This window comes from Desulfoluna butyratoxydans (assembly GCF_900699765.1).
Classification (GTDB): Bacteria; Desulfobacterota; Desulfobacteria; order Desulfobacterales; family Desulfolunaceae; genus Desulfoluna; species Desulfoluna butyratoxydans.
On record NZ_CAADHO010000002.1, the window covers coordinates 807,510 to 829,111 of the forward strand.

The 21,602-nt window shown below is 60.1% G+C and carries 14 protein-coding genes; 5 read left to right on the top strand and 9 right to left on the bottom strand.

Annotation, left to right across the window (positions count from 1 at the left end; all coding sequences use genetic code 11):
- Window positions 1–848 precede the first annotated feature (848 nt).
- A complete protein-coding gene (locus tag MSL71_RS08460) occupies window positions 849–1,328 on the bottom strand; it encodes a hypothetical protein (protein WP_180138756.1) in 480 nt (159 codons plus the stop codon).
- Window positions 1,329–1,978: 650 nt separating this feature from the next.
- Between MSL71_RS08460 and MSL71_RS08465 the strand changes: the two genes are divergently transcribed.
- The 5 genes from MSL71_RS08465 (at window position 1,979) to MSL71_RS08485 (ending at window position 9,863) form a co-directional block, all read left to right on the top strand.
- Window positions 1,979–2,425: a hypothetical protein gene (locus tag MSL71_RS08465; protein WP_180138758.1), complete on the top strand. Its 447-nt coding sequence runs from the start codon at window positions 1,979–1,981 to the stop codon at window positions 2,423–2,425.
- A gap of 99 nt (window positions 2,426–2,524) precedes the next feature.
- On the top strand, window positions 2,525–3,874 hold the full coding sequence (locus tag MSL71_RS08470) for a TolC family protein (protein ID WP_180138760.1): 1,350 nt from the start codon (window positions 2,525–2,527) through the stop codon (window positions 3,872–3,874).
- A gap of 3 nt (window positions 3,875–3,877) precedes the next feature.
- The gene (locus MSL71_RS08475; protein ID WP_180138762.1) at window positions 3,878–5,341 is read left to right on the top strand and encodes an efflux RND transporter periplasmic adaptor subunit; all 1,464 of its coding nucleotides are present in this window, start codon (window positions 3,878–3,880) and stop codon (window positions 5,339–5,341) included.
- A gap of 395 nt (window positions 5,342–5,736) precedes the next feature.
- A complete protein-coding gene (locus MSL71_RS08480; protein WP_180138764.1) occupies window positions 5,737–9,234 on the top strand; it encodes an efflux RND transporter permease subunit in 3,498 nt (1,165 codons plus the stop codon).
- 98 nt (window positions 9,235–9,332) lie between these two features.
- Window positions 9,333–9,863: a hypothetical protein gene (locus MSL71_RS08485; protein WP_180138766.1), complete on the top strand. Its 531-nt coding sequence runs from the start codon at window positions 9,333–9,335 to the stop codon at window positions 9,861–9,863.
- Between the two features lie 271 nt (window positions 9,864–10,134).
- Here the strand turns inward: MSL71_RS08485 and MSL71_RS08490 are convergent, their stop codons facing one another.
- The 8 genes from MSL71_RS08490 to MSL71_RS08525 all read right to left on the bottom strand — a co-directional run bounded on the left by MSL71_RS08490 (window position 10,135) and on the right by MSL71_RS08525 (window position 21,601).
- On the bottom strand, window positions 10,135–11,169 hold the full coding sequence (locus MSL71_RS08490) for a KamA family radical SAM protein (protein ID WP_180138768.1): 1,035 nt from the start codon (window positions 11,167–11,169) through the stop codon (window positions 10,135–10,137).
- A gap of 171 nt (window positions 11,170–11,340) precedes the next feature.
- Window positions 11,341–13,602: an ATP-binding protein gene (locus tag MSL71_RS08495; protein ID WP_180138770.1), complete on the bottom strand. Its 2,262-nt coding sequence runs from the start codon at window positions 13,600–13,602 to the stop codon at window positions 11,341–11,343.
- A gap of 460 nt (window positions 13,603–14,062) precedes the next feature.
- Complete coding sequence (locus MSL71_RS08500; protein ID WP_180138772.1) at window positions 14,063–14,380, bottom strand: DUF4387 domain-containing protein; 318 nt, start codon at window positions 14,378–14,380, stop codon at window positions 14,063–14,065.
- Window positions 14,377–15,744 carry an acyclic terpene utilization AtuA family protein gene (locus MSL71_RS08505; RefSeq protein ID WP_180138774.1) on the bottom strand — a complete coding sequence of 456 codons (1,368 nt, stop codon included), beginning with the start codon at window positions 15,742–15,744 and terminating at the stop codon, window positions 14,377–14,379. Before MSL71_RS08505 ends, MSL71_RS08500 begins: the two co-directional genes overlap by 4 nt.
- Window positions 15,745–16,040: 296 nt before the next feature.
- On the bottom strand, window positions 16,041–17,462 hold the full coding sequence (locus MSL71_RS08510; protein WP_180138776.1) for a sigma-54-dependent transcriptional regulator: 1,422 nt from the start codon (window positions 17,460–17,462) through the stop codon (window positions 16,041–16,043).
- A 511-nt stretch (window positions 17,463–17,973) separates the two neighbouring features.
- Window positions 17,974–19,800 (bottom strand): UbiD family decarboxylase, encoded by a 1,827-nt coding sequence (locus MSL71_RS08515; protein WP_180138778.1) that lies wholly within the window; start codon window positions 19,798–19,800, stop codon window positions 17,974–17,976.
- 382 nt (window positions 19,801–20,182) lie between these two features.
- Window positions 20,183–20,674: a pyridoxamine 5'-phosphate oxidase family protein gene (locus tag MSL71_RS08520; RefSeq protein WP_180138780.1), complete on the bottom strand. Its 492-nt coding sequence runs from the start codon at window positions 20,672–20,674 to the stop codon at window positions 20,183–20,185.
- 342 nt (window positions 20,675–21,016) lie between these two features.
- A complete protein-coding gene (locus MSL71_RS08525) occupies window positions 21,017–21,601 on the bottom strand; it encodes a UbiX family flavin prenyltransferase (RefSeq protein WP_180138782.1) in 585 nt (194 codons plus the stop codon).
- Between the last annotated feature and the right edge of the window lies 1 nt (window position 21,602).

A 21,602-nucleotide genomic window follows, 5' to 3' on the forward strand; every position in this document is an offset into this window, starting at 1 on the left:
TCCTCCTATAGGAGGATGGCATGGCACGGGGATCCCTGCCTCCGAGACGGGCCAAAGGGTGCATGACCACTGGGGGCATTTGTGGTGTCTGATGTGCAGGCTCAGGATTCAGGTGCGGGGATCGGGTTGGGAGATGCAAGGGGCCGCCTTTTCATGCCCGTGGGGAGTCCCGCTCCGGCAAAGGCGCATCGTGGGCGGGGAAGGGGCCATGGGGTGATGACAAAGCTCTTTGTTGGTGCGGCCTGTGGGCGTTCATCACGTAAAAAGAATACGGTATCGGCCGGTTTGTGTCAAGGAGGCCTGCCTTACCGCAACAGGCCGTTTCAGGTGAAAATCGGGGTGCACGGGCGGGGCTGCGCTTCTTTGTATTTGGTGTTATTTCAGCTGTGTTGCGGTTATTGACATAAAAATGGATAAACGAATGTTTGTTTATCCGTGTGGGGGTAGGGCGGTTCCCATGGGGGAGATTTCTGGGGGCGGAGTCCTGCCGGGGTGGGCCGGGTGGGTCAGGGATCCACCCGGGACGCATTCTGGGTTCCGGCGGCTCCTTTTCAACAGCCGGAACCACCTTTGGCAGGAGGGCACTGTCTGGCGGGATGAAGTTGTAGACACGCAACGTTCCGGTATCAAAGGGTAAACGTTTTAGACAAGTTTATGGAAAAATGAACAATCGTTTATTAAAGAGGGCGGCAAGGTGCCTGGGCGTTGCAGATCCGGGCTGCAGGGCGTGACGGGAAATACGGAGGAGGGGTGAGCCTGGGTCAGGCCCAGGGAGGGGATGGGGATGCGGGGGCCTGGGGGAGGCCCCCGCGTCACCGTCGGATGAAAGACGCCGATGCCTTAAAGCATCAGTTGTCGCTTTGGTGGTTACGTCGAAGCTCGGTCTCCACCATGACACCGTATTTGTAAGCCTTGGCCCCTTCGTTCTGGGGCAGGAGCGCGTAGCCCCCTACCCAGGGCTGCTGGTCGGCCAGCTCGGCCAGGTTATTTCTGATGCGCTCGGCTTTCAGGGTTTGGTCATGGGTTTTTGCCACGTAATTCTTGGGAATGTAAACCCTTCGCTGGGAGACCCGGAGATCACCGTTGGGCATCTCTTTGGCCCGGACCTCAATGACTCGGCCCTCACCGTTTGTAAAGTAGCTGATACCACCCAGCCCCGTGTTCAGTGCCTGGGTGCCCAGGGCGTGAAGATCCGTCCCCGGCTGGGCCACGCGGCCCTGGGTAAAATCAAAAAATCCGGCGGACGCGGTGCCGGCGGTCACGGTCAGGGCAAGCAGCACGAGGGCTGCTGAAAAAAGGTGTTTTGTATAAGAGGTAATGTGTTTCATGGTTAAAAATCTCCGCTTTTGTGTTGTGTTGGATGCCCCCCGGTCTGGGTGAGTCGATCCGGTAAAACGTTGGAATTTAATTTATCTGCCTATGGGGATATTCATAAAGCGTGCCACAATGTATTTTTATTTTTTTGTCTTTAAAATTGGTAGGTTGGTGCGGTATTCTGGTCTTGGCAAACGTGGTAACACAACGAATACAGAAGGGGGGTGAAGAGATGTCTTCAACACATCGGGGACAATTCTCGGAAAGACACCTTCAAGGCCGGGAAAAGGCCGCGACCCTCTGGTCGGATTTTTCTATTACCGGCTTTCTCACCTCATAAGACCTCTCACCTGCCAGCACAGGTGGCTTTTTACCTTTTATATAAACTTCGGGTTGAGTCCGTGATGAATACTCTTCATCGGCATGAAGAATAGACTTCAACCCCATTGCCCCGACAGGGCGGAACTCTGCCGGTCGCGGGGCTATCCTACCTGAACTACAGACTGTTTTTCTCCTCGGTACAAGTTGGCATATATCCTGCTATTCACCAGGTGCAGTTCATGGGACAGCCCAAGGCTGTCGGCGGCCCCCGCGTATTTTCAAGGTCGGGGACTGCCTGTAATTTTGAAATTTTTTTAACAACAGCAAATCAGGACCTAAAAACATGAAGAAAATGATTATCGGAACATTGGCCATTCTTTTTTTGACGTCAGCAACAGGCATTGCCTCCATGGGAGGTGGCGGAATGGGATCCGGATCTGGCGGGGGGCATGGCTCCTCGATGATGGGTGGTTCCCACAGCAATGGAGGCGCGAATCACCAGTCCATGCATGGGGGCTCCACAGGGGAGACCATGGTGCATCACGGCCCGATGATGCGGAGCATGGGAAAGACCATGGTCACCATGGGAACGATGGTTCAGGGGATGCCGGAAAACATGACCCGCTCACAGAGGCGGGACATGACAAAGATGATGAAAGGTCTGTCCCGGCATTTTGATGCGATGGCAGGGGAGATGTCGTCGGAAACCGTCGACAAGGCACGTATCGAGAAGATGAACCGGCAAATGATTGACCAGATGCAAGGCATGATGAACCAGATGGACAGGTAAAGGGAAAAGGGCCGGAGAGAGTGGCTCTGATGGGTGGAAGCACGCCAAAAAGCCACCATCGTTTGTGCACCCGATATGTTCATGACGGAATGTAAAACCATGATGATGAAAACAGTGATGACAGCCATGTGCCTCCTGATTTGGACGATTACCCCGGCCATGGGGTGGGAGGGGGAAGAGTCTTTGGCCGAACTGGTTTTGGAGGCGATGGAAAACAACGCCGAGATTCGTGCCGACCGCGAGGTGGTGCAGGGGCTTCTGGACGCCTCCGAGTATGCAGGGGCCCTGCCCAACCCCAAAATCGGCGTGGGGCTTCTCAACGTGCCCACGGGAAGTTTTGATCTGGATCAGGAGGCCATGACCCAGAAACAGATCTCCGTGACGCAGCGCCTCCCCTGGCCCGGAAAAAGAGGCTTGGCTGCAGAGTCCCGGCTTCTCGCCGCCCGTCGGGCCGAGGCCGGGCTCAAGGCCAAGGCCCTGGCCCTCCAGCGGGAGGTGGCCGGGGCCTACTATGAACTCTGGTTCGTGACCGAGAGCCTTCGTCTTAACGGAGAGCTTTACGACCTGGTGAGTCAGCTGATCCATGCCTCGGCATCGCGGTACGGCGCTGGACGGGAAGTCCAGCAGGCTGTGCTCACCGGAGAACTGGAGTTGAGCGGCCTGACCAACGAGCGGCTGGCCCTGGACGGGAAACGCCGTGGGCTGGAAATTCGGATCAACCGCCTGCTTCAGCGGGAGGCTCATCTTCCGGTGATCCCGGAGACCGGCCTGGGCCTGCCCCGGCTTCGGCCATCCACATCCTGGGTGGCACAGGCAGAAAGGGGGAACCCGCGTCTGGAGGTGTTGAAGCACGAGGTGGCCCTGAGCCGGGTCTCCCTTTCGCTGGCGGAAAAGGAATCCATGCCCGATGTGGACGTGAAGCTGGCTTACGGTCAGCGGGAAGACGATCCCATGGGCAACAGCAGGGATGACTTTGTCTCCCTCTCCGCCTCCTTTCCGGTTCCTGTCTGGAAGTCCCGGCGAGAAGACCGGCTTGTGGCCTCCCGAAGGGCGACGGAGAGAGCGGCCCTGCTCAACTATGAGGGCTACCGCCTGGAGTTGCCCCATCTCATCGACGGGGTGGCAACGCAGATGGCCACGGCCGTTGACCGCCACGAGTTTTATAACAGGGACCTTGTGCCCAGGGCGCGCCAGCTTTCCCAGGCCCTGGTCTCCCGTTACGAGGTGGGGGGGAGTTCCTACACCGATATGATCGAGGCGGCCATGGCGGCCATGCGGGCCGAGCTGACGGCAAGGCAGTACTTGAGGGATGCCCTGCTGGCCGAAGTGAAGCTCATGGAGCTGGCTGGCGGAACCTTTCCCGGCGTTGCGTCGCTGATGCACGCCGGGGCTGAGAAATCCCCATCCGACTCAGACCCCACGCGGACCAAACCCAATGAAGGAGAGTGACACATGACACGGAAACGAAATGTACCCAAGTGGGCCTGGGCCGCAGGAATCGTGGTGATCCTCGCCGTGGTGGGTGTGGGGATGGCCCTGACCATGCATCGGGCGGGCCCGGCGGCCACCGGAACCACCGGCGTGGCCCATGGCGATCACACCCATGAGACCGAGGCGGAATTGTGGACCTGCAGCATGCATCCCTTCATTGTGCTGGATGAGCCCGGGGATTGCCCGGTGTGCGGCATGGCCCTGATCCCGAAGGCGGTGGAGGCACCTGCCCTGGCCCAGGACAAAGAGAGGGTGGTGGCCTATTGGCGGGCTCCCATGAACCCTGCCGAGATATATGATGCCCCCGGCAAGAGCGCCATGGGCATGGACCTGGTTCCCGTGTACGAGGATGAACTGGTGGGCGGGGTGGAGATTCGTATCGATCCGGTGGTGGAGCAGAACATGGGGGTGCGCATCCAGGCCGCGGAGCGCGCCCGACTGGCCCGCAGCGTTCATACCTGGGGCCATGTCACCTGGGATGAGACCCGTACCTACGACATCAGCCCCCGGTTTTCCGGCTGGATCCAGACCCTCCACGCCAATTTTGAAGGCCAGAATGTGAAAAAGGGCGACCCGTTGTTTACGGTCTACTCCCCGGAGCTCATCGCCGCCCAGGAGGAGTACCTCCACGCCCGGCAGCGGCTGGGGGGGCCGGGAAGCGGTTACAACGAGAGGCTCCTGGCCTCGGCGAAACGAAAGCTGCTCAATTATGCCATGGCCCCGTCCGAGATTCGTCGGGCGGAGAAGCGGGGGCGGGCCCTGGATACCGTGACAATCACCTCCCCCTATAATGGGGTGGTGGTGGACAAACGGGCCGTGGAAGGCAGGTATTTCGGGGCGGGTACCACCTTGTTCACCGTCTCGGACCTCTCCAGGGTCTGGGTGGAGGCCCATGTCTATGAGTACGAAGTGGCGCGGGTGAGGGCCGGTCAGCAGGCCTCCATGGTGCTTCCCTTCAGCCCCGGTGAGAGCCGGACGGGCAAGGTGGCCTTTGTCTATCCCTTTATGGAGGGCAAGACCCGCGACATCACCGTGCGTATGGAGTTTGACAACGACGACGCCTTTTTAAAGCCCGACATGTACGCCAACGTCACCATCGAAACCGGCACCGGGGACTCAGGGGTGGTGATCCCCTCCGAGGCTGTCCTGCGCTCCGGCAGCAAAGAGACGGTGTTCGTGCGTACCGGAAAGGGGCGCTACACCCCCCGGGAGGTCCTCACCGGCGTGACCCTGGATGACGGACGTCTCCATGTCCTCCAGGGGGTTGCCCCCGGGGACCAGGTGGTGGTCTCCGGCCAGTTCCTCCTGGACTCGGAATCCCAGCTCAAAGAAGCCGTGGCCAAGATGATGGAGGCCGTTAACCCGCCGGCACCCGAGGCCAGGTCGATGGATTCCAAAGAAGATGATTTTTTAGAGGATATGTAAGACGCAGGGGATAAATCCCCTGCACCCCAGGTTCGTAAATGCTCCGTCCCTTCGTTTCTCAGGGACGTCACATTTACTGACGGGCTTCGCCCGTGATGGGTGGTGTGGAATCTTTGCATTTTCTCATATTTCGACAAGGGCGAAGCAATTTCAAGCGTGGAGGCAGAGCCTCCATAGATCATTCCCAGGCGGAGCCTGGGAACGAAAGATATCTTGATTCCGTTTATTGCACCTTGCCCTCGGTGTTTAGCACGGGCACAGCCCGTCAGCGAATGTGATCGGCCTGAGGAGCGAAGGCCGGGAGCATTCGAGACCCTGGGGTCAAGGGGCTCAGCCCCTTGCCGCCGGAGGCATTTTTTTAAGAGACATTGTCCTTCTAACCAAGGCGAAAAAAGATGATTGAAAAGCTGATTATATGGTCTGTGCGGAACCGGTTCCTGGTGATTTTAGCCACCTTGTTTGTTGTAGCGGTGGGGCTCCTTGCCATGTCGCGGATGCCCCTGGACGCCATCCCGGATCTTTCCGATGTGCAGGTGATTGTTTATACGGACGTGCCCGGCCAGGCCCCCCAGGTGGTGGAGGATCAGGTGACCTACCCCCTGACCACGGCCATGCTGAGTGTGCCCTACGCCAAGTCGGTGCGGGGGTACTCCTTTTTCGGGCTCTCCTTTGTCTACATTATTTTTGAAGACGGCACGGACATCTACTGGGCCCGCTCCCGGGTGCTGGAGTATCTCAACGTGGTGGCAGGGCGCCTCCCCGACGGGGTGACCCCGGGCCTGGGGCCGGATGCCACGGGCGTGGGGTGGGTGTACGAGTACGTGCTTAAAGATGCATCGGGCTCCCTGGACAACCAGCAGCTCCGCAGTATTCAGGACTGGTACCTGCGCTATGAGCTTACGGCGGTGCCCGGTGTCTCGGAGGTGGCCAGCATCGGCGGGTTTGTGAAGCAGTACCAGGTGGAGGTGGACCCCTCTCGCCTCAATGCCTACAACCTGACCATCGGCCAGATTCGCAAGGCCATTGAGCGGTCCAACAACGACGTGGGGGGCCGCCTGGTGGAGATGGCCGAGACCGAGTTCATGGTGCGGGGCCTGGGCTATCTCTCCTCGGTGGAGGACCTGGAGAAGATCTCCCTTGGCGTGGATGAAAAAGGCACGCCGATCCTGTTGAAGCACGTGGCCCGGGTAAAGATCGGCCCGGAGCTGCGGCGCGGGGTCCTGGAGTGGAACGGCGAAGGCGAGGTGGTGGGGGGCATCGTGGTGATGCGCTACGGTGAGAACGCCCTGGCCACCATTGAGCGGGTGAAGACCCGCCTGAAAGAGCTGGAAGCCGGCCTGCCCGAGGGGGTGACCATTGAGATGGGCTACGACCGTTCGGGCCTCATTGAACGGGCCGTCTCCACCCTTCGGGTGAAACTGGTGGAGGAGATGTCCGTGGTGGCGCTCATCTGCGTGATCTTTCTCCTGCACTTCCGGTCCGCCTTTGTGGCCATCTTCACCCTGCCCGTGGGGATCCTCATCTCCTTTACCGTCATGTACGCCCTGGGCATCAACGCCAACATCATGAGTTTGGGGGGCATCGCCATTGCCATCGGGGTGATGGTGGACGCCTCGGTGGTGCTGGTGGAGAACGCCCACAAGCACATGGAGCGGAGCGGGGGCACCCGCTCCCACCGGCAGATCATCATCGACGCCTCCCGGGAGGTGGGCCCGGCCCTGTTCTACAGCCTTTTGATCATCACCGTCTCCTTTCTGCCGGTCTTTACCCTGGAAGAGCAGTCGGGGCGCATGTTCCGTCCCCTGGCATATACGAAAACCTTTGCCATGGCCGCCTCTTCGGTTCTTGCGGTGACGGTGATCCCCGTGCTCATGACCTTTTTTATCAGGGAAAAAGGGATGGCCGATGACCAGCCAAAAGGGCGTCGCCGTCTCCTTTACAGCCTGGCAGGCGTGCTGCCCCCTGTGGGGGTGCTGGCCGCCCGCTCCTTTGGCGTTTCGATGCCCTCCTGGAGTTTCTGGGTCGCCCTGGTGGTGGGCATCCTTGTGGTGATGGTGGCGCTGCCCCAGAGGATCCTCAGCGAAAAAGAGAATCCCTTGAGCCGCGTTCTCATTCGCCTCTATCGGCCGGTGATCCATGGGGTGCTTGCCCATCGAAAGCTGACCATCGTGGTGGCCACCCTTATTATTGCGGCCACCTATGTGCCTGCTTCCCGGCTGGGCAGTGAGTTCATGCCTCCCTTGAACGAGGGAGATTTGCTCTACATGCCCACGACCCTGCCGGGCATTTCGGTGACCAAGGCCCGGGAGCTTCTGCAGCAGACCGACAAGATCATCCAGCGCTTTCCCGAAGTGCGCCACACCCTGGGAAAGGTGGGCCGTGCCGAGACGTCCACGGACCCGGCTCCCTTGTCCATGATTGAGACCACCATCGTGCTGCGGCCCAAGGTGGAGTACGAGACCCTGGTGGTGGACCGGTTTTACGACGGCTGGCCGGGGTGGCTGGCTCGCCCTCTCTCCCTGGTGTTTCCCAAGGAGAAAAAAGGAAAAATTCTCCATGAGTGGCGCAAGCGGCCTGTGCCCCGGTTCTTTTCGGGCTGGCCCGGTTTCTTGAAAACGCCCCTTGGCTGGGTTCTCCCCGAAGAGCGCTACCTGACCATGGAGGAGCTTTCCGACGAGCTGAACCAGGCCGTGAAGTTCCCCGGACTCACCAACGCCTGGACCATGCCCATCAAAACCCGCATCGATATGCTCTCCACGGGCATCAAGACCCCGGTGGGGGTCAAGATCATGGGCACGGACCTGGAGATTCTCTCCACGCTGGGAGCCCAGGTGGAGGCCGTTCTTCGTCCCCTTGAAGGGACCCTGTCCGTCTACTCCGAGCGGGTCACAGGGGGCAAATATCTGGATATCGACATCAACCGGGACCACATCGTGCGTTACGGCCTCTCCGTGGACGACGTGCAGGAGGTGATCATGACCGCCATTGGCGGACTTAACATCACCTGGACCGTGGAAGGCCTGGAGCGCTATCCCGTGAACCTGCGCTACAGCCGTGAGTACCGCAGCGATCTGGAGAGCCTGGGCCGGGTTCTGGTGCCCACCCCGTCAGGCGCCCACGTGCCCCTGGCCCAGCTTGCCACCCTCTCCTTTAAAGACGGCCCGGCAGGCATCAAGAGCGAAAACGCCCGGCGAACCGCCTGGGTCTACGTGGACCTGAAGGGCATGGACGTGGGCACCTATGTGAAGAAGGCCAAGGAGGTGGTGAGCAGCCACGTGACCCTGCCTCCTGGGTACTCCATCGTCTGGTCCGGTCAGTTCGAGTACATGGAAAAGGCCAGGGCCTCTTTGATGCTTATCGTTCCGGCCACCCTGGTGATCATCTTTGTGCTTCTTTACTTGCACTTCGGCAGCCTCACCGAGGCCGCCGTGGTCATGGCAAGCCTCCCCTTTGCCCTTACCGGCGGGATCTGGCTCATCTACCTTTTGGGCTACAACCTCTCGGTGGCCGTTGTGGTGGGCTTTATCGCCCTGGCAGGTCTTGCCGCAGAGACCGGGGTGGTGATGCTTGTCTACTTAAATGAGGTCTACACGAGGCGTCAGAGTGAGGGGAAGATGAACACCCCTGCGGATCTCTACGGGGCTGTCATCGAAGGGGCCGTGGAGCGGGTTCGGCCCAAGCTCATGACCGTTGCCACCACCCTCATCGGCCTGCTGCCGGTCATGTGGGGCAGCGCCACCGGCGCCCAGATCATGAAGCGCATTGCAGCTCCCATGGTGGGCGGGCTTGTCTCCTCCACCGTGCTGACCCTCATCATCATCCCGGCCATCTATTACGGGATCAAGGCCAGGGAGATACAGGTTCGCAAAGGCTCCGAGGCTTCGCCCGTCTAGCGTGGGCGGCGTTCGGGTAATTTGAAGGGTCGGGCCCGGGCAAAGGTGCCACGGGGTCGACAGGTAACAACCAACACAGATAGAAGGAAACGTAATTCATGAAACGACACGCATTGATCTTGAGCCTGCTGGCTCTGTTGACCCTGGGACTTTTTTCCCTTGCATCGGCTGAACACAAGGAGCACGGCTCCTCAAATCATGGCAAAGAGATGAGCATGGACCACGGCAAAGAGATGGGCATGGACCATGGAAAAGAAATGAAGGGCCATGGAATGGGGGAGGTCATCCGCACCCATACCGTTGACGACCTGACCCTCACCTACCGCCTCATCGATATGCATCAGCGAATGAAGGATATGGAGGGCATGGAGTCCATGTCCGGCAAGATGGCTTCCCACCACCTGATGCTGGATGTGAAAGGGAAAAACGGGGCCATGGTCCATGATGCCAAGGTCGGATTCGTCATCACCGATCCCGACGGCAAAGAGGTCAAAACCATGGCCATGGCCATGGGCGGCGGCCACGGAGCGGACGTGGAGATGAAACAGAAAGGAACCTACACCTTGAAAGTGAAGGTCAAGGCCGGTGACAAGGTGGTGAAGGACTCGTTTACGCACATGACAAAGTAACGGGCAAAGGAGGCGAAGGGATAAGATTCAATTTGCCTCCGGCGGGTCGCTTTTTTGAAAAAAGCTCCGCAAAAAACTGTTAGAATGCACCCGCGCTTCGTTTGATCTCCCTTCGAGGCAATTAAAACGAAGCGCGGGTGCGACATTATTTTGATGAAGTCTCGGAAGTCATAGTCAACACGGGCGAAGCCCGTCAGGGAATGGGATGAGCCTGAGGAACGAAGGCGAAAGAGCATTCCCGAACCTGGGGTGCAGGGGCTGTAGCCCCTGCCTATAGTGGGTAGGTGTAGGTTTTGCCGTCGTAGCCTTTGACGGTGAGGCTTTTATCGTCCCGGGCGAGGATGGACTCGGGAAGCAGGGGCACCTTGCCCCCGCCGCCGGGCAGGTCGATGACGTAGGCGGGCACGGCAAGGCCGGAGAGGTGGCCGCGCAGGCCGTTGACCACGGCAAGGCCGGTTTCGATGGAGGTGCGGAAGTGACCGGTGCCTTTGACGGCGTCCCCGTGGTGGATGTAGTAGGGGCGTACCCGGTTTTTGGTAAGCTTGCGCATGAGCCCGGCCATGGTTTCGGGGGCGTCGTTGACGCCTTTTAAAAGCACGGTCTGGCAGCCCAGGGGCGCTCCGGTTCGGTTCAAGAGCCTGAGCGCCTTTTCTGCTTCGGGGGTGAACTCTGCCGGGTGGTTGAAGTGGGTGTTGATCCAGAGCTTTTCATATTGGGAAAGCACGGCACAGAGCCCTTCGGTGATGCGCATGGGAAGGGTTGAGGGCACCCGGGTGTGGATGCGGATCATCTCCACGTGGGGGATGGCGGAGAGGCGCTTTAAGATGGCGTCGATCTTTGCGTCTTCCAGGAGCAGGGGGTCCCCGCCCGTGACGATGACGTCCCGCACCGCAGGGGTCTGTTCAATGTAGGCCAGGCCCGCCTCGATGGTGGCGTCCGTCACCGCGCCCTGGTGCTTGCCCACCTTTCGCTTTCGCATGCAGTGGCGGCAGTAGAGGGCACATCGGTTGGAGACGAGAAAGATGACCCGGTCCGGGTAGCGGTGGGTCAGGCCGAAGACCGGAGAGTCCTTCTCCTCGCACAAGGGGTCCTCCAGCAGGGGGGAGTCGGAAAGCTCGTCGGCGCAGGGCACGGCCTGTCGCCACAACGGGTCCCCGGGTTTTTTCATCAACTTCAGCCAGTACGGGTTGATGCGCATGGGGTAAACCCCGGCCACACGGGCGATTTCGTCCGTCTTCTCTCCCAGGACATCGGCCAGTTCTTTTGCCGATACCACCGATTTGTCGAGCATCTCTTTCCAGTTCATAAGGGCCTTTTATCACAGTTGCGATGTGAGGCACAGAGGCCGAAAGGATAGCGCATTTAGATTTTCGCCTCCGGCGGCCCTGCCGGGGGCCAAACTTTTGAAAAGTTTGACAAACAGGTTTCTTTTTTTGGTGAACTCGGCAATCCTGCATAGCCCCTCTCATTTTTACGTTTACCGGAACGTTTTTGCGGAGCTTTTTTCAAAAAGCGACCCGCCGGAGGCAACGGAACTGTTACATGCGTTGGCCTTGCAGAGGCCGGGAAGGATTGTTTCCAGTTCCTGGCGTTTGAAGGGTTTTGAGATGACCTCTGAGATACCGTTTTGGTCCAGGACTTCCGGAGTGAGGGCCTGGAGCTCGTCCTGGTAGCCGGTGCAGAGCACCACGGGAATGTCGCTACGCAGGGCCAGGAGTTCTGCGGCGAGTTCCATGCCGTTTAAAAAGGGCATCATGTGGTCGGTGAAGATCAGGTCGTAGCGCATGGGGTCGGTGCGAAAGGCCTTAAGGGCCTCCAGGCTTCCGGAAAAGGCCGCCACTTCGTAGCCCATGCGGGTGAGGAGTTTTTCCGTGCCGTAGAGCATCTGTTCATCGTCGTCCACCAGCATCACCGTGCCCTGGGTGTGTATGTTGGGGGCGGCGGCGGCCTCGCCGGGCACTGCCGCCACCCCGTGGGCACAGGGGATGAACACCGAGAAGATGGTTCCCCGGCCCGGGTGGCTCGCCACGGTGATGGCACCGCCGTGGTTCTTGATGATGCCGTGGGACATGGAGAGGCCGAGGCCCGTCCCTCCGTTTTCCTTGCGGGTGCTGAAAAAGGGGTCGAAGATGCGCTCCATGTTTTCCGGGGCGATGCCTTTGCCGTTGTCCCGCACGGTGAGGCGTGAGTACCTGCCTTTGTGGAGGTCCGGGTGGCGCAGGGAGGCTTTGCGGTCCAGCTCCACGGCGTCCAGGGAGATCTCGATGCATCCTTTCTGATTGGCCACGGCGTGGCGGGCGTTGGTGCACAGGTTCATGATCACCTGGTGGATCTGGGTGGGGTCGGCCAGCACAAACCCGGCCTCTGCCTGGACGTTGAGCCGCACGTCGATGGTGGAGGGGATGGAGCTTTTCAGCAGCTGCGTGCACTCCATGAGGATGAGGCGCATCTGCACGGGCTGCATCTCCCGGTCCTTGTTCTGGCTGAAGGTGAGGATCTGGCGAACCAGGCTTTTCCCCCGGTTGACCGCCTTGAGGACCTGGGCCAGGTCTTCCTGCACCGGGCTCTCGCCCTCCACCTCGTCTGCGGCAAGCTCCGTGCAGGTGGCAATGCCGCCTAAAATGTTGTTGAAGTCGTGGGCGATGCCCCCGGCAAAGGTGCCCATGGCTTCCATCTTGTGGGCCTGGCGGAGCTGGGCCTCCAGCGCCTTTTCCCTCTCTTCCGCCCGTTTTCTGCGGGCGATGATGCGCATGAGGACCACGATGGTCACCGATTGGTAGATGAGAAACAGGACCGTTGCCCAGATGACGTATTTGTAGCGGTAGTAGACCGTCACCGGTTCGTTGATCACCACGCTCCCCTTGGGAAGCCGCCCCATGGAGATGTCGAAGTAATCAAGCATGGTGTAATCGAAGATGGGATCCAGAAAGCTTTCCCGCATCACCGGCAGGTCATCCACCGGGGTGCCGTCAAGCACCTTGAGGGCCATGCGCGCTGCCTCTGAGGCCTGTTCCTGCACCCGCAGCATCGGCCCCCCCAAGGCCCCGTTGCCCAGGGTGTAGTCCCAGATACCGTAGATGGGCTTTCTGGCGGCTTCGAAAATCAGGGAGAGGCCCTCGGCCACGGTGAATCGGGTTCCGTCGGGCGTGACGTAGTAAGAGAGATAAAGGATGACGGTATGCTCGGGCAGGTCTGCCAGGGCTTTTTTCAGATCGTCGGGAGACATCATGGAGAGGCGGATGAAGTCCACCCTGGAGGCGTAGCCAGGGATGAGGCTCTCGAACTGGTCGCGGATGATGTGGCTGGAGGTGCCGCCCCCCGATATATAGGCCACATGGGTGGTTTCCGGGTGGATGGACAGGGCAAGGTCCAGGGTCCCCTTGAGGTCGTAGTCCTCGGCAATGCCCGTGTAGCCTGTCTGGCCTTTAAGCATGGCCCTGGAAAAGTCGTTGACCCCGCAGAACACCACCGGAACCCCGGGGAAAAGGGCGGCCCGGTACAGGAGCAGAAAATCCAGGGCGTTGTTGTCCGAGGCGATGATCACGTCAAAGGAGACCGATGCGTACTTGAGTCGGTAGACCTCCTTGAGGGTGTCGAAGATCTCCGACGGCTTGTACCGCTTGGTGTCCATGTACTCAAAGCTGAGACGGACCGAGCTGCCCTCGGCATCCAGCACCTTTCGGATACCCTTGGTCTTCCAGTCCGACCACACATACCCGGGGCTGTACGAGTTGAGCACCAATACGTCCCGAACGTCTTTCCCCTCCGAGGCCCCGGCAGCGCGTAACGGCGCAACACAGACCCCAATACACCAGAAAAACAGTACCCACCTGCACACCATGGATCCCCCCTTGTGTCCTGAACGCCCCAAGCCGGCACGCACTCTTTTTTTTATGACAAATGCCCCGCAAGCGTCAACCAAGGTGCTGTGTCAGGTCAGGGCCAACGCATGTAAAAATTCAGTTGCCTCCGGCGGGTCGCTTTTTTGAAAAAAAGCTCCGCAAAAAATTTTCCTAATGCACCCGTGCGTCGTTGTGATCGCCCTTCGGGCCGATCACAACGACGCACGGGTGTAACAAATATCGTGATTGTTTTGGCGGAGCCAGGAAATGGCGATGTAAGGCCTATTTGTCAAACTTTTTAAAAGTTTGGCCCCCGGCAGGGCCGCCGGAGGCTGGTTTTTATCTGTTTTCTGCCGATTACAGTGTCACCTCCAGGTCCACCAGGGGGGCGTGCTGTTGGGCGCCGTAGACGTCGGTTTCTCCGAGTTCTCCGGAGGCCATGGGTCTTACGATGGTGGCTTTGATGGCTTTGGCGGGTTTGAACTCGATGATGTTGATGACGTCGGAGACCGGGATGCGGTAGAGCCCGGCCATGACCTCTTCGTTGATGATTTTTTTGGCGCAGGCCGCTTCAAAGTCTTCCTGGGTTTTGAAGATGATATCGAAGGTCAGTTCGTAGGGGCCGGCGTTTTTGCTACGGATGACGTCGGCAATCTCTTTGAGTGTGGTTTTCATGGGCGCTCCTCTCCAACCGTTACGTAGTCGATGGGAAACAGTTCATGGGGGTCCACCTCCACGATGTGGTAGAGGCTGAAGGCAAAGACTTCACCGGCTTTGAAGTCCGAGGGTGAGTAGGGAAAGGCCAGGTTGCCTGCCGTGGAGATGCGGCCCTGGTATCCGTAGTGAAGCATGGTGGAGCGGGCGAACCCGCAGATGGTGTTGGCTATTTTTTGGGTATCGGCCACGGCCTCGATGACAATGCCGATCTCGTGGCCGGGGATGTCCGTACATGGCTCCAGGCTGCCCATGACCCCGTTTTTGCCGTAGATCTTGAAGTCCAGGTGGTAGGTGAACCCGGCCTCGGAGAAGTTGTCTCTGACCCGCTCTTTGACCTCTTCGATGATGGTGTCGATCTGGGAGATCATGATGCTGTCCCGGGTGCCTGCGATGGAGACCGTGCGGTAGCCCACCCGCTTGGCCCCTTCCAGCTTGATGGTGTAGGCCTTTGAGGGCACGAACCGGGAGCCCGACACCTTGACCATGCTGTCGGTGACCTGCTCGAAGGTGGTCTCCGACAGGTCGATGAGGCCGCCGGGGCCCGGCAGGTGGTAGGGGTCGGTCTTTTCGTAGAGGGTGTGGGCAGCCACGGAGAGGGTGGTGCATTTTCGGATGGGGTTGAGGGGTTCCAGGCGAAAGTGGTCTTTGGCCAGGTACCCGAACATGCAGTCGCTGCCGCTGCCCGGGGTGGCGGCGATGGCCGCGCATTCCAGGATCTTGCCCATGTGAAGGGCCAGGCCCGCATCAAAGCCCTCTTTGACGGCCAATGCGGCAAAGACCGTGGGGTCGTAGGCGCGCCCTGCGATGATCACCTGGGCCCCGTTGTCCAGGGCCGTGATCATGGGCTCCAGGCCCATCTGGCCCACGACGCGTTCGGTGCGGTCCAGCTCCTCGCCGGTGAGTTCCGGGGCGGGGTGCAGGGGGCTCACCTTTCCTTCGGCCATCTTGCGTGCCACGGTCTCCTTGTCGATTTCCGCGTGGATCACGGCCATGGGAAAGGTCAGCTCCTTTTCCCGGGCGATGGCTTGGACGATCTCCACCACCTCGGCGAGATGGGGCTCTCCGCCCGCGCCTCCGGCTGTTCCCACGATGACGGGGATGTCTGCCTTCATGGCAGCTTCGATCATGACGGCCAGGTCGCGCTTGACGGCCGTGGCATCGGTAAAGGAGATGCCCGCGCCCAGATAGTAGGGCCCGGGGTCCGTGGAACCGGCATCCACGGCAATCACATGGGGTTTTCGCTTCATGCCCTCTTCAAAGGAGGCCATGGGAAATCCGTATCCCAGTATGGCGGTTGGTGACAACACCCTGAGTTCTTGCATCCTGCATGATCCTTTCTCTTGATGGTGCGTACGGCCGGAGTCCGGGGGCGCTGGTGGGGCGGCGCGAGCGGGCCGGGCTTATGATCGGGCGGCATCCTGGGGCCAGGAGGCGCATCCAAAGACATCGTTGCCCAAGAGAAATAGCAACAGCCGTACCAAATCGGGATGGTAGGGCACAATATGCTGAAATGGAAGGGGTTTGGGGTAGGGAAACGAGGGCGCATGGAACGAGGAGACACACGTATTTCTCTTGCCCCGCAGGCATTTTTCTTGCGGGGCAGGAATGGGGCTGGGCATCAGTGGGAGATGTCGTGCCGTTTGAGCAGGGCGTACAGGCGGGACTGGGAGAGGCCTGCCGTTGCGCAGGCTTTTTTCACGTTGCCGCCGCTGCCTGCCATGAGGTCTTTGAGATAGCGGGCTTCGGCTTCGGCGCAGACGCGGTCCCGATAGGCCTGGAGGGGAGGCATGGCCTCGGGGTCGTAATGCGGGGTCACCTCCGGGCCTTGGGCCTCGGACGGGTGGTCGCCATGGCTGACCCGCGCCCGTGCCACCCGGGCCCTGAGTTTCATGGGCAGGTGCTTGGGAAAGAGGGTGGGCTCATGGCGGGAGGAGATGAGGGCCTGGTCCAGGACATTCACCAGCTCCCGGACGTTGCCCGGCCAGCTGTGTTTCTCCAGGACGTCGAAGAAGTCCGAGGAGACGCCTTTCTGGTCCCGCCCCGTCTCTTTGCAGAACCGGGCGATGTGGTAGGAGGCGATCTCGCGCAGGTCGGTTCCCCGTTGGCGCAAGGGGGGCAGTTCCAGGGAGAAGGCGTGGATGCGGTAGAGCAGGTCTTTGCGGAAGGTGCCCTCCTTGACCATGGCCTCCAAGTCCCTGTTGGTGGCGCAGACCAGCCGGAAGTGGCTTGTCACCATCTCCCGGCTTCCCACCGGCCGGATGGTGTGCTCCTGAAGGACCCGCAGGAAGGCTTTCTGCAGGGACATGGGCAACTCCCCCACCTCGTCGAGAAAGAGGGTGCCGTTGTGGGCCTGGGCGATGAGGCCGACGCGGTCCCGGTCCGCCCCGGTAAAGGCGCCCTTAACGTGACCGAAGAGGAGGCTCTCCACAAGGGATTCGGGAATGGAGGCGCAGTCCACGATGACAAAGGGCGCGTCCTGCCGCAGGCTGTTGGCGTGGACGGCCCGGGCAAAGAGCTCCTTGCCGGTGCCGGTTTCCCCGGTGATGAGGACGCTGGCGTCGCTGGCCGCGGCCCGCGCCACCAGGTCAAAGCAGTCGTTCATCACGGGGCTCTCTCCCACGATGCCCTCGCGGTTCAGGGCCACCACCGGGTTGCGCTCCATGGCCGAGACTTTTTCCCGGCGGTATTGCAAGGCACGGGCAAGGGTGAGGGTGATCTCTTTTTTCGAGGCGGTCTTTTCGATGTAGTCCCAGGCCCCGTTGATCATGGCAAGCTCGGCGCCGTCCGGGTCGCCCAGGCCCGTGAGAATAATCACCTCCGGGGCAGACGGGGCCTTCTGCAGGGCAGGCAAGGCCTCCAGCCCGTTGCCGTCGGGCAGGCGCACGTCCAGGAACACCGCATCCACATCCCCTGCCTCGGCAAGGGCCAGCCCCTCGTGCAGGGTCTGGGCCGTCAGGGCCTCATGATCGGCGGAGCGCACCACCCTGGAGAGGGAGTAACAAAGGGTTTCGTCATCATCGATAATCAGTACTCGGGCCATACACACCTCAAACATGCCAAAGAAAGGACCTTTTCGGCCCAAATCAACAAGACTCACTCCGACCATACGAAACAGCCGTGTTTGTTGTCAATGCAGGTAAAAAAACAAGCCTCCGGCGGCCAGGGGATAAATCCCCTGGACCCCTGATTCGCAAATGCTCCGGGGCTCGTTCCTCGCCCAACGCATTTGCTGACGGGCTTCGCCCGTGTTGAATACCAATGATTCGTAAGGCCCTGTTTGTCAAACCCAAGCCCTGAAATCCGGAAAAAGTTTTGCCCGGAGGCACTGCGGTTACATTGATACTGGACACGTGGCAACAACGTATCCTGAGACGTGGAAACGTGTGAGTCAGCCCGAACAAACCCTCAGCGTTTATGTCGGGCGTAGCCCGAGCCGAAGGCCATTGCGCTTTGCCCTGAGGAACGAAGGGCAAAGCGCAATGGCAATATGCTTTCGAGGTGGCTCCACCTCGCCGCCGGAGGCTGGCTTTTTTCATCCGGTTTAATTTGCGTTACAGGATGTCGTTGTTACGGAGCAGGGCGTCCACGCGGGCGGAAACCTCCGGGTCTTCGATGAGGGGCGGAGCGTGGTGGGGTTTGAGCCTGGCGTCGATGATGACGGGGCCGGTGCATCCCCAGTGTTTGTGGATGGTGGTGGCTCCCACCCCGTGGATATCGTGGCTGGGGTTGGAGCGGGTGAAGGTGACCCAGAGAAAATTGTTGAGGGTGGCGGCGGCAAACTCGGCGTCCTCGGTGAGGACCACGAGGGCCATGCCCGTGGTGTCGGCCTGGGCCAGGAGAGAGGCCAGCTCCTGGGCTGAGGCTTCGCCTGTTTCGGCATCGGTGAAGGGGGGCGCTTCCACCATGATCACGCCGGGCAGGGCAAGGCGGGCATTGGAAAAGCCGTCGGGCAGGGAGAGGTCCGGGGGCAGGGTGGTTGCAAGGGTGCGTTTTTTCTCTCCGGCTGCGGCAAAGACGACCTTGGAGCCTTCGTTGAGGCCCTCGGCGGAGTAGTCCAGGGTGTCCATGGTGGCCCGGGTCTGGAAGTGGATGTCCCGGGAAAAATCCATGCGTTCCAGAAGGTGGACCAAAAAGGCTTTTTCGTCATGGATGTCCAGGGCGGGGTTGTCCCCTTCGTCCACGATAAAGAGATACTTGGCCAGGGAGCATTGGCCGAAGCCTAGGATGGCATTGGACAGGGTGAGGAGCTCCATGGGTTTTTTTGCGTCGTCTTTGGCGTAGGGGACATAGGTCTCCTTGCCCATGGCCAGGAGCAGGGGGTGGACCCCTGCGGCGTCCACTGCATGGACAGCCGATACCCCGGGGATGGAATCGGGCACGGCAGGGCCGGTGATTTCGTGGATGAGGGCCCCGAAGCTGGTGTCCTCGGCAGGGGGGCGCCCCACCACGGTAAAGGGCCAGATGGCGTCCTTGCGGTGGTAGACTTTTTCCACGTTTAAAAAGGGGAACGGATGGGTGAGGCTGTAGTAGCCGATGTGGTCCCCAAAGGGGCCTTCCGGCTTCACCGCCTTGGGATCCACGGTGCCCACGATGCAGAAGTCAGCCTCGGCCGAGAGGGTGTGGCCCCCTTCCTTGGCGTAGCGGAAACGCCGCCCGGCAAGGGCCCCTGCAAAGGCCACTTCGGGCAGGTTTTCAGGCAGGGGCATCACCGCGGCAAAGGTGTGGGCTGGCGGCCCCCCCACAAAGACAGAAACCCTCAGGGGTTGACCCTTTTCAATGGCGTGGGCGTGGTGACGCCCGATGTCCCGCTTGATCTGGTAGTGAAGGCCCACTTCGCGATTTTTGACGTAATCGTTTCCTGCCATCTGGATGCGGTACATGCCCATGTTGGAGCCCAGGATTCCCGGCTTTTTCGGGTCCTCAGAGTAGACCTGGGGAAGGAGCACAAAGGGGCCGCCGTCGTCGGGCCAGCAGGTGACCTGGGGAAGGCTGGAGAGGTCGGTGGTGCACGCCATGACCGGTGCCTCTTTTACCTTTCGGGGCAGGGCGCAGGCCGCGGCAAAGGGCAGCATGAGGTTTTTCAGCGGGTGTTTTAAAAGGGAAGCCGGGTTTGACTTGGCCTCCACCATGCGGGAGACCCGGTCCAGGGTGTGGCGAAAGATAAACCGGGAACGCTCCAGGGTCCCGAACAGGTTGGATACCGCAGGAAAGGGAGACCCCTTGACCTTCTCATAGAACAGGGCCGGCCCCCCCGCCGCATACACCCGGCGATGGATCTCCGCCATCTCCAGGTACGGGTCCACCTCTTCTTGGATACGAATCAGGTGGCCGTTGGCCTCCAAATCCTCCACACACTCTCTCATACTGGCATAGGTCATGGTGCCTCCGGCGGCCAGGGGATGATCCCCTGGACCCCACGTTCGCCAATGCTCCCGACCTTCGTTCCTCAGGTCGATCCCATTGGCCGACGGGCTTCGCCCGTGGATAGGTTAAGATCAAAGCAGTTAATCAGGTTGTCTCCGGTTAAAGTCCCGTGGATTCCAACAGCCTTTCATTTGTTTTCAGGTAACTATTCAGCTTATGCCTCCGGCGGCCCTGCCGGGGGCTAAGCTTTTAAAAAAGTTTAACAAATAGGTCATAAAAAAGTTGCATGAATGCCGTTATAAATGCGGATGTGATTTGACCCGAGGAACGAGGGGCAAATCACATCCGCTATCTGCTTTCAAGGTGGCACACCTTGCCGCCGGAGGCCTGTTTTTTTTATTCCTCTTGAGGAAAAAGCGCTTCCGGGTTGACTGCCACACGGTGTCCGAAACCCTCGCTGTTGTCAAGGTAGAGGGCCGTCTGCGGGGTAAATCGGTACCACTTGGGTTTGCCTGCTGCGAGGAAACCGGCAAGGCTTCCCAGGTGCTGCGGGGCAAAGAGGTCCTTGAGAAAGGGGAACCGCTTCACATACCGGGAAAAGGCTCCCATGGCCCTTGGCGTCAAGCCTGCTTTGGTGATCACCCCTTCCATCTGCAGGCCTTCGATCTCCTGGAAATGAAACGGGTTTTCGTGGACCGTGGCAGCGGCTGCCTCTCCTTTTCCTTCTATAATGTGTCTCGACTCCGGGCTCGAAAAAAAGTAGAGGCTCCCCTTGTACGCCACATAATAGACAGCCGCCGCCCACGGTTTTCCGTCACAGGCCGTGGCCAGGGTCATGATGTGCGCGCGGTCGAGGAGTTCTGCTGCTTTTTTGGATGTTTTTTCCAAGGGTATGTGCCTTCTATGGCTAAAGTCGGATCAAAAAGCGTGCCTCCGGCGGCCAGGGGATTTTTGGCCTAAGTGGCTTCGCCCCCCCTGGACCCCAGGTTGCGGATGTCCTCTCCCTTCGTTCCTCAGGACGAGGACATCCGTCAAGGCTTTTGGGATATTGGGTAAGACCTGTTTGTCAAACTTTTCAAAAGGTTGGCCTCCGTCAGGGCCGCCGGAGGCATCTTCAACGTTGTTTTTACGGGCGAAGCCCGTCAGCACATGCGCAGGGGTGAGGAACGAGCCCCGGAGCATGTGCGAACCTGGGGTCAAGGGGCTCGCCCCTTGCAGTCGGAGACTTTTTTAGCTTTTCCACCGTTTTACCAGGTCTTTGGCCGGGGTGATGCCGACGTGGTCGAGGATGCGGGCCACCACGGTATCGGCCAGGGCTTCCAGGGTATCTGGCCTGGAGTAGAAGGCCGGGGAGGCGGGCAGGATGGTGGCGCCTGCTGTGGCAGCGGCGGTCATGTTGTTGAGGTGGATGAGGCTGTAGGGCATCTCCCGGGGGACGAGGACCAGGGGCCGTTTTTCTTTAAGGGTGACGTCGGCGGCCCGGTGGATGAGGTTGTGGCCGTTGCCTGTGGCAATGGCGGCCAGGGTGGCCATGGTGCAGGGGGCCACCACCATGGCGTGGACCGGGCAGGAGCCGCTGGCCGGGGCTGCGGTGAAGTCGTTCACTGCGTGGATCTCGATGCTGTCAGGCCCGAACCCGCGCAGGCTTTCGAGGAAGGCCTCTTTTGGGAGGCCCAGTTCCTCTTCGGCCACGATGAAGGCGGCGTCCGATGCGATGAGGTCGATGTGCGCACCGGCCTCGGCCAGGGCTTTTACCAGCCGGAGGCCGTAGAGGGCGCCCGAGGCGCCGGTGAGGGCGGTGACGATGCGTTTCATC

Bases quoted from the DNA above. Each gene is read 5' to 3' on its own strand.
- MSL71_RS08525 (WP_180138782.1), bottom strand. From the start codon at position 21,601: ATGAAACGCATCGTCACCGCCCTCACCGGCGCCTCGGGCGCCCTCTAC.
- MSL71_RS08500 (WP_180138772.1), bottom strand. From the start codon at position 14,380: ATGAAAACCACACTCAAAGAGATTGCCGACGTCATCCGTAGCAAAAAC.
- MSL71_RS08490 (WP_180138768.1), bottom strand. From the start codon at position 11,169: ATGAACTGGAAAGAGATGCTCGACAAATCGGTGGTATCGGCAAAAGAA.
- MSL71_RS08480 (WP_180138764.1), top strand. From the start codon at position 5,737: ATGATTGAAAAGCTGATTATATGGTCTGTGCGGAACCGGTTCCTGGTG.
- MSL71_RS08470 (WP_180138760.1), top strand. From the start codon at position 2,525: ATGATGATGAAAACAGTGATGACAGCCATGTGCCTCCTGATTTGGACG.
- MSL71_RS08515 (WP_180138778.1), bottom strand. From the start codon at position 19,800: ATGACCTATGCCAGTATGAGAGAGTGTGTGGAGGATTTGGAGGCCAAC.
- MSL71_RS08465 (WP_180138758.1), top strand. From the start codon at position 1,979: ATGAAGAAAATGATTATCGGAACATTGGCCATTCTTTTTTTGACGTCA.
- MSL71_RS08510 (WP_180138776.1), bottom strand. From the start codon at position 17,462: ATGGCCCGAGTACTGATTATCGATGATGACGAAACCCTTTGTTACTCC.
- MSL71_RS08505 (WP_180138774.1), bottom strand. From the start codon at position 15,744: ATGCAAGAACTCAGGGTGTTGTCACCAACCGCCATACTGGGATACGGA.
- MSL71_RS08485 (WP_180138766.1), top strand. From the start codon at position 9,333: ATGAAACGACACGCATTGATCTTGAGCCTGCTGGCTCTGTTGACCCTG.
- MSL71_RS08460 (WP_180138756.1), bottom strand. From the start codon at position 1,328: ATGAAACACATTACCTCTTATACAAAACACCTTTTTTCAGCAGCCCTC.
- MSL71_RS08475 (WP_180138762.1), top strand. From the start codon at position 3,878: ATGACACGGAAACGAAATGTACCCAAGTGGGCCTGGGCCGCAGGAATC.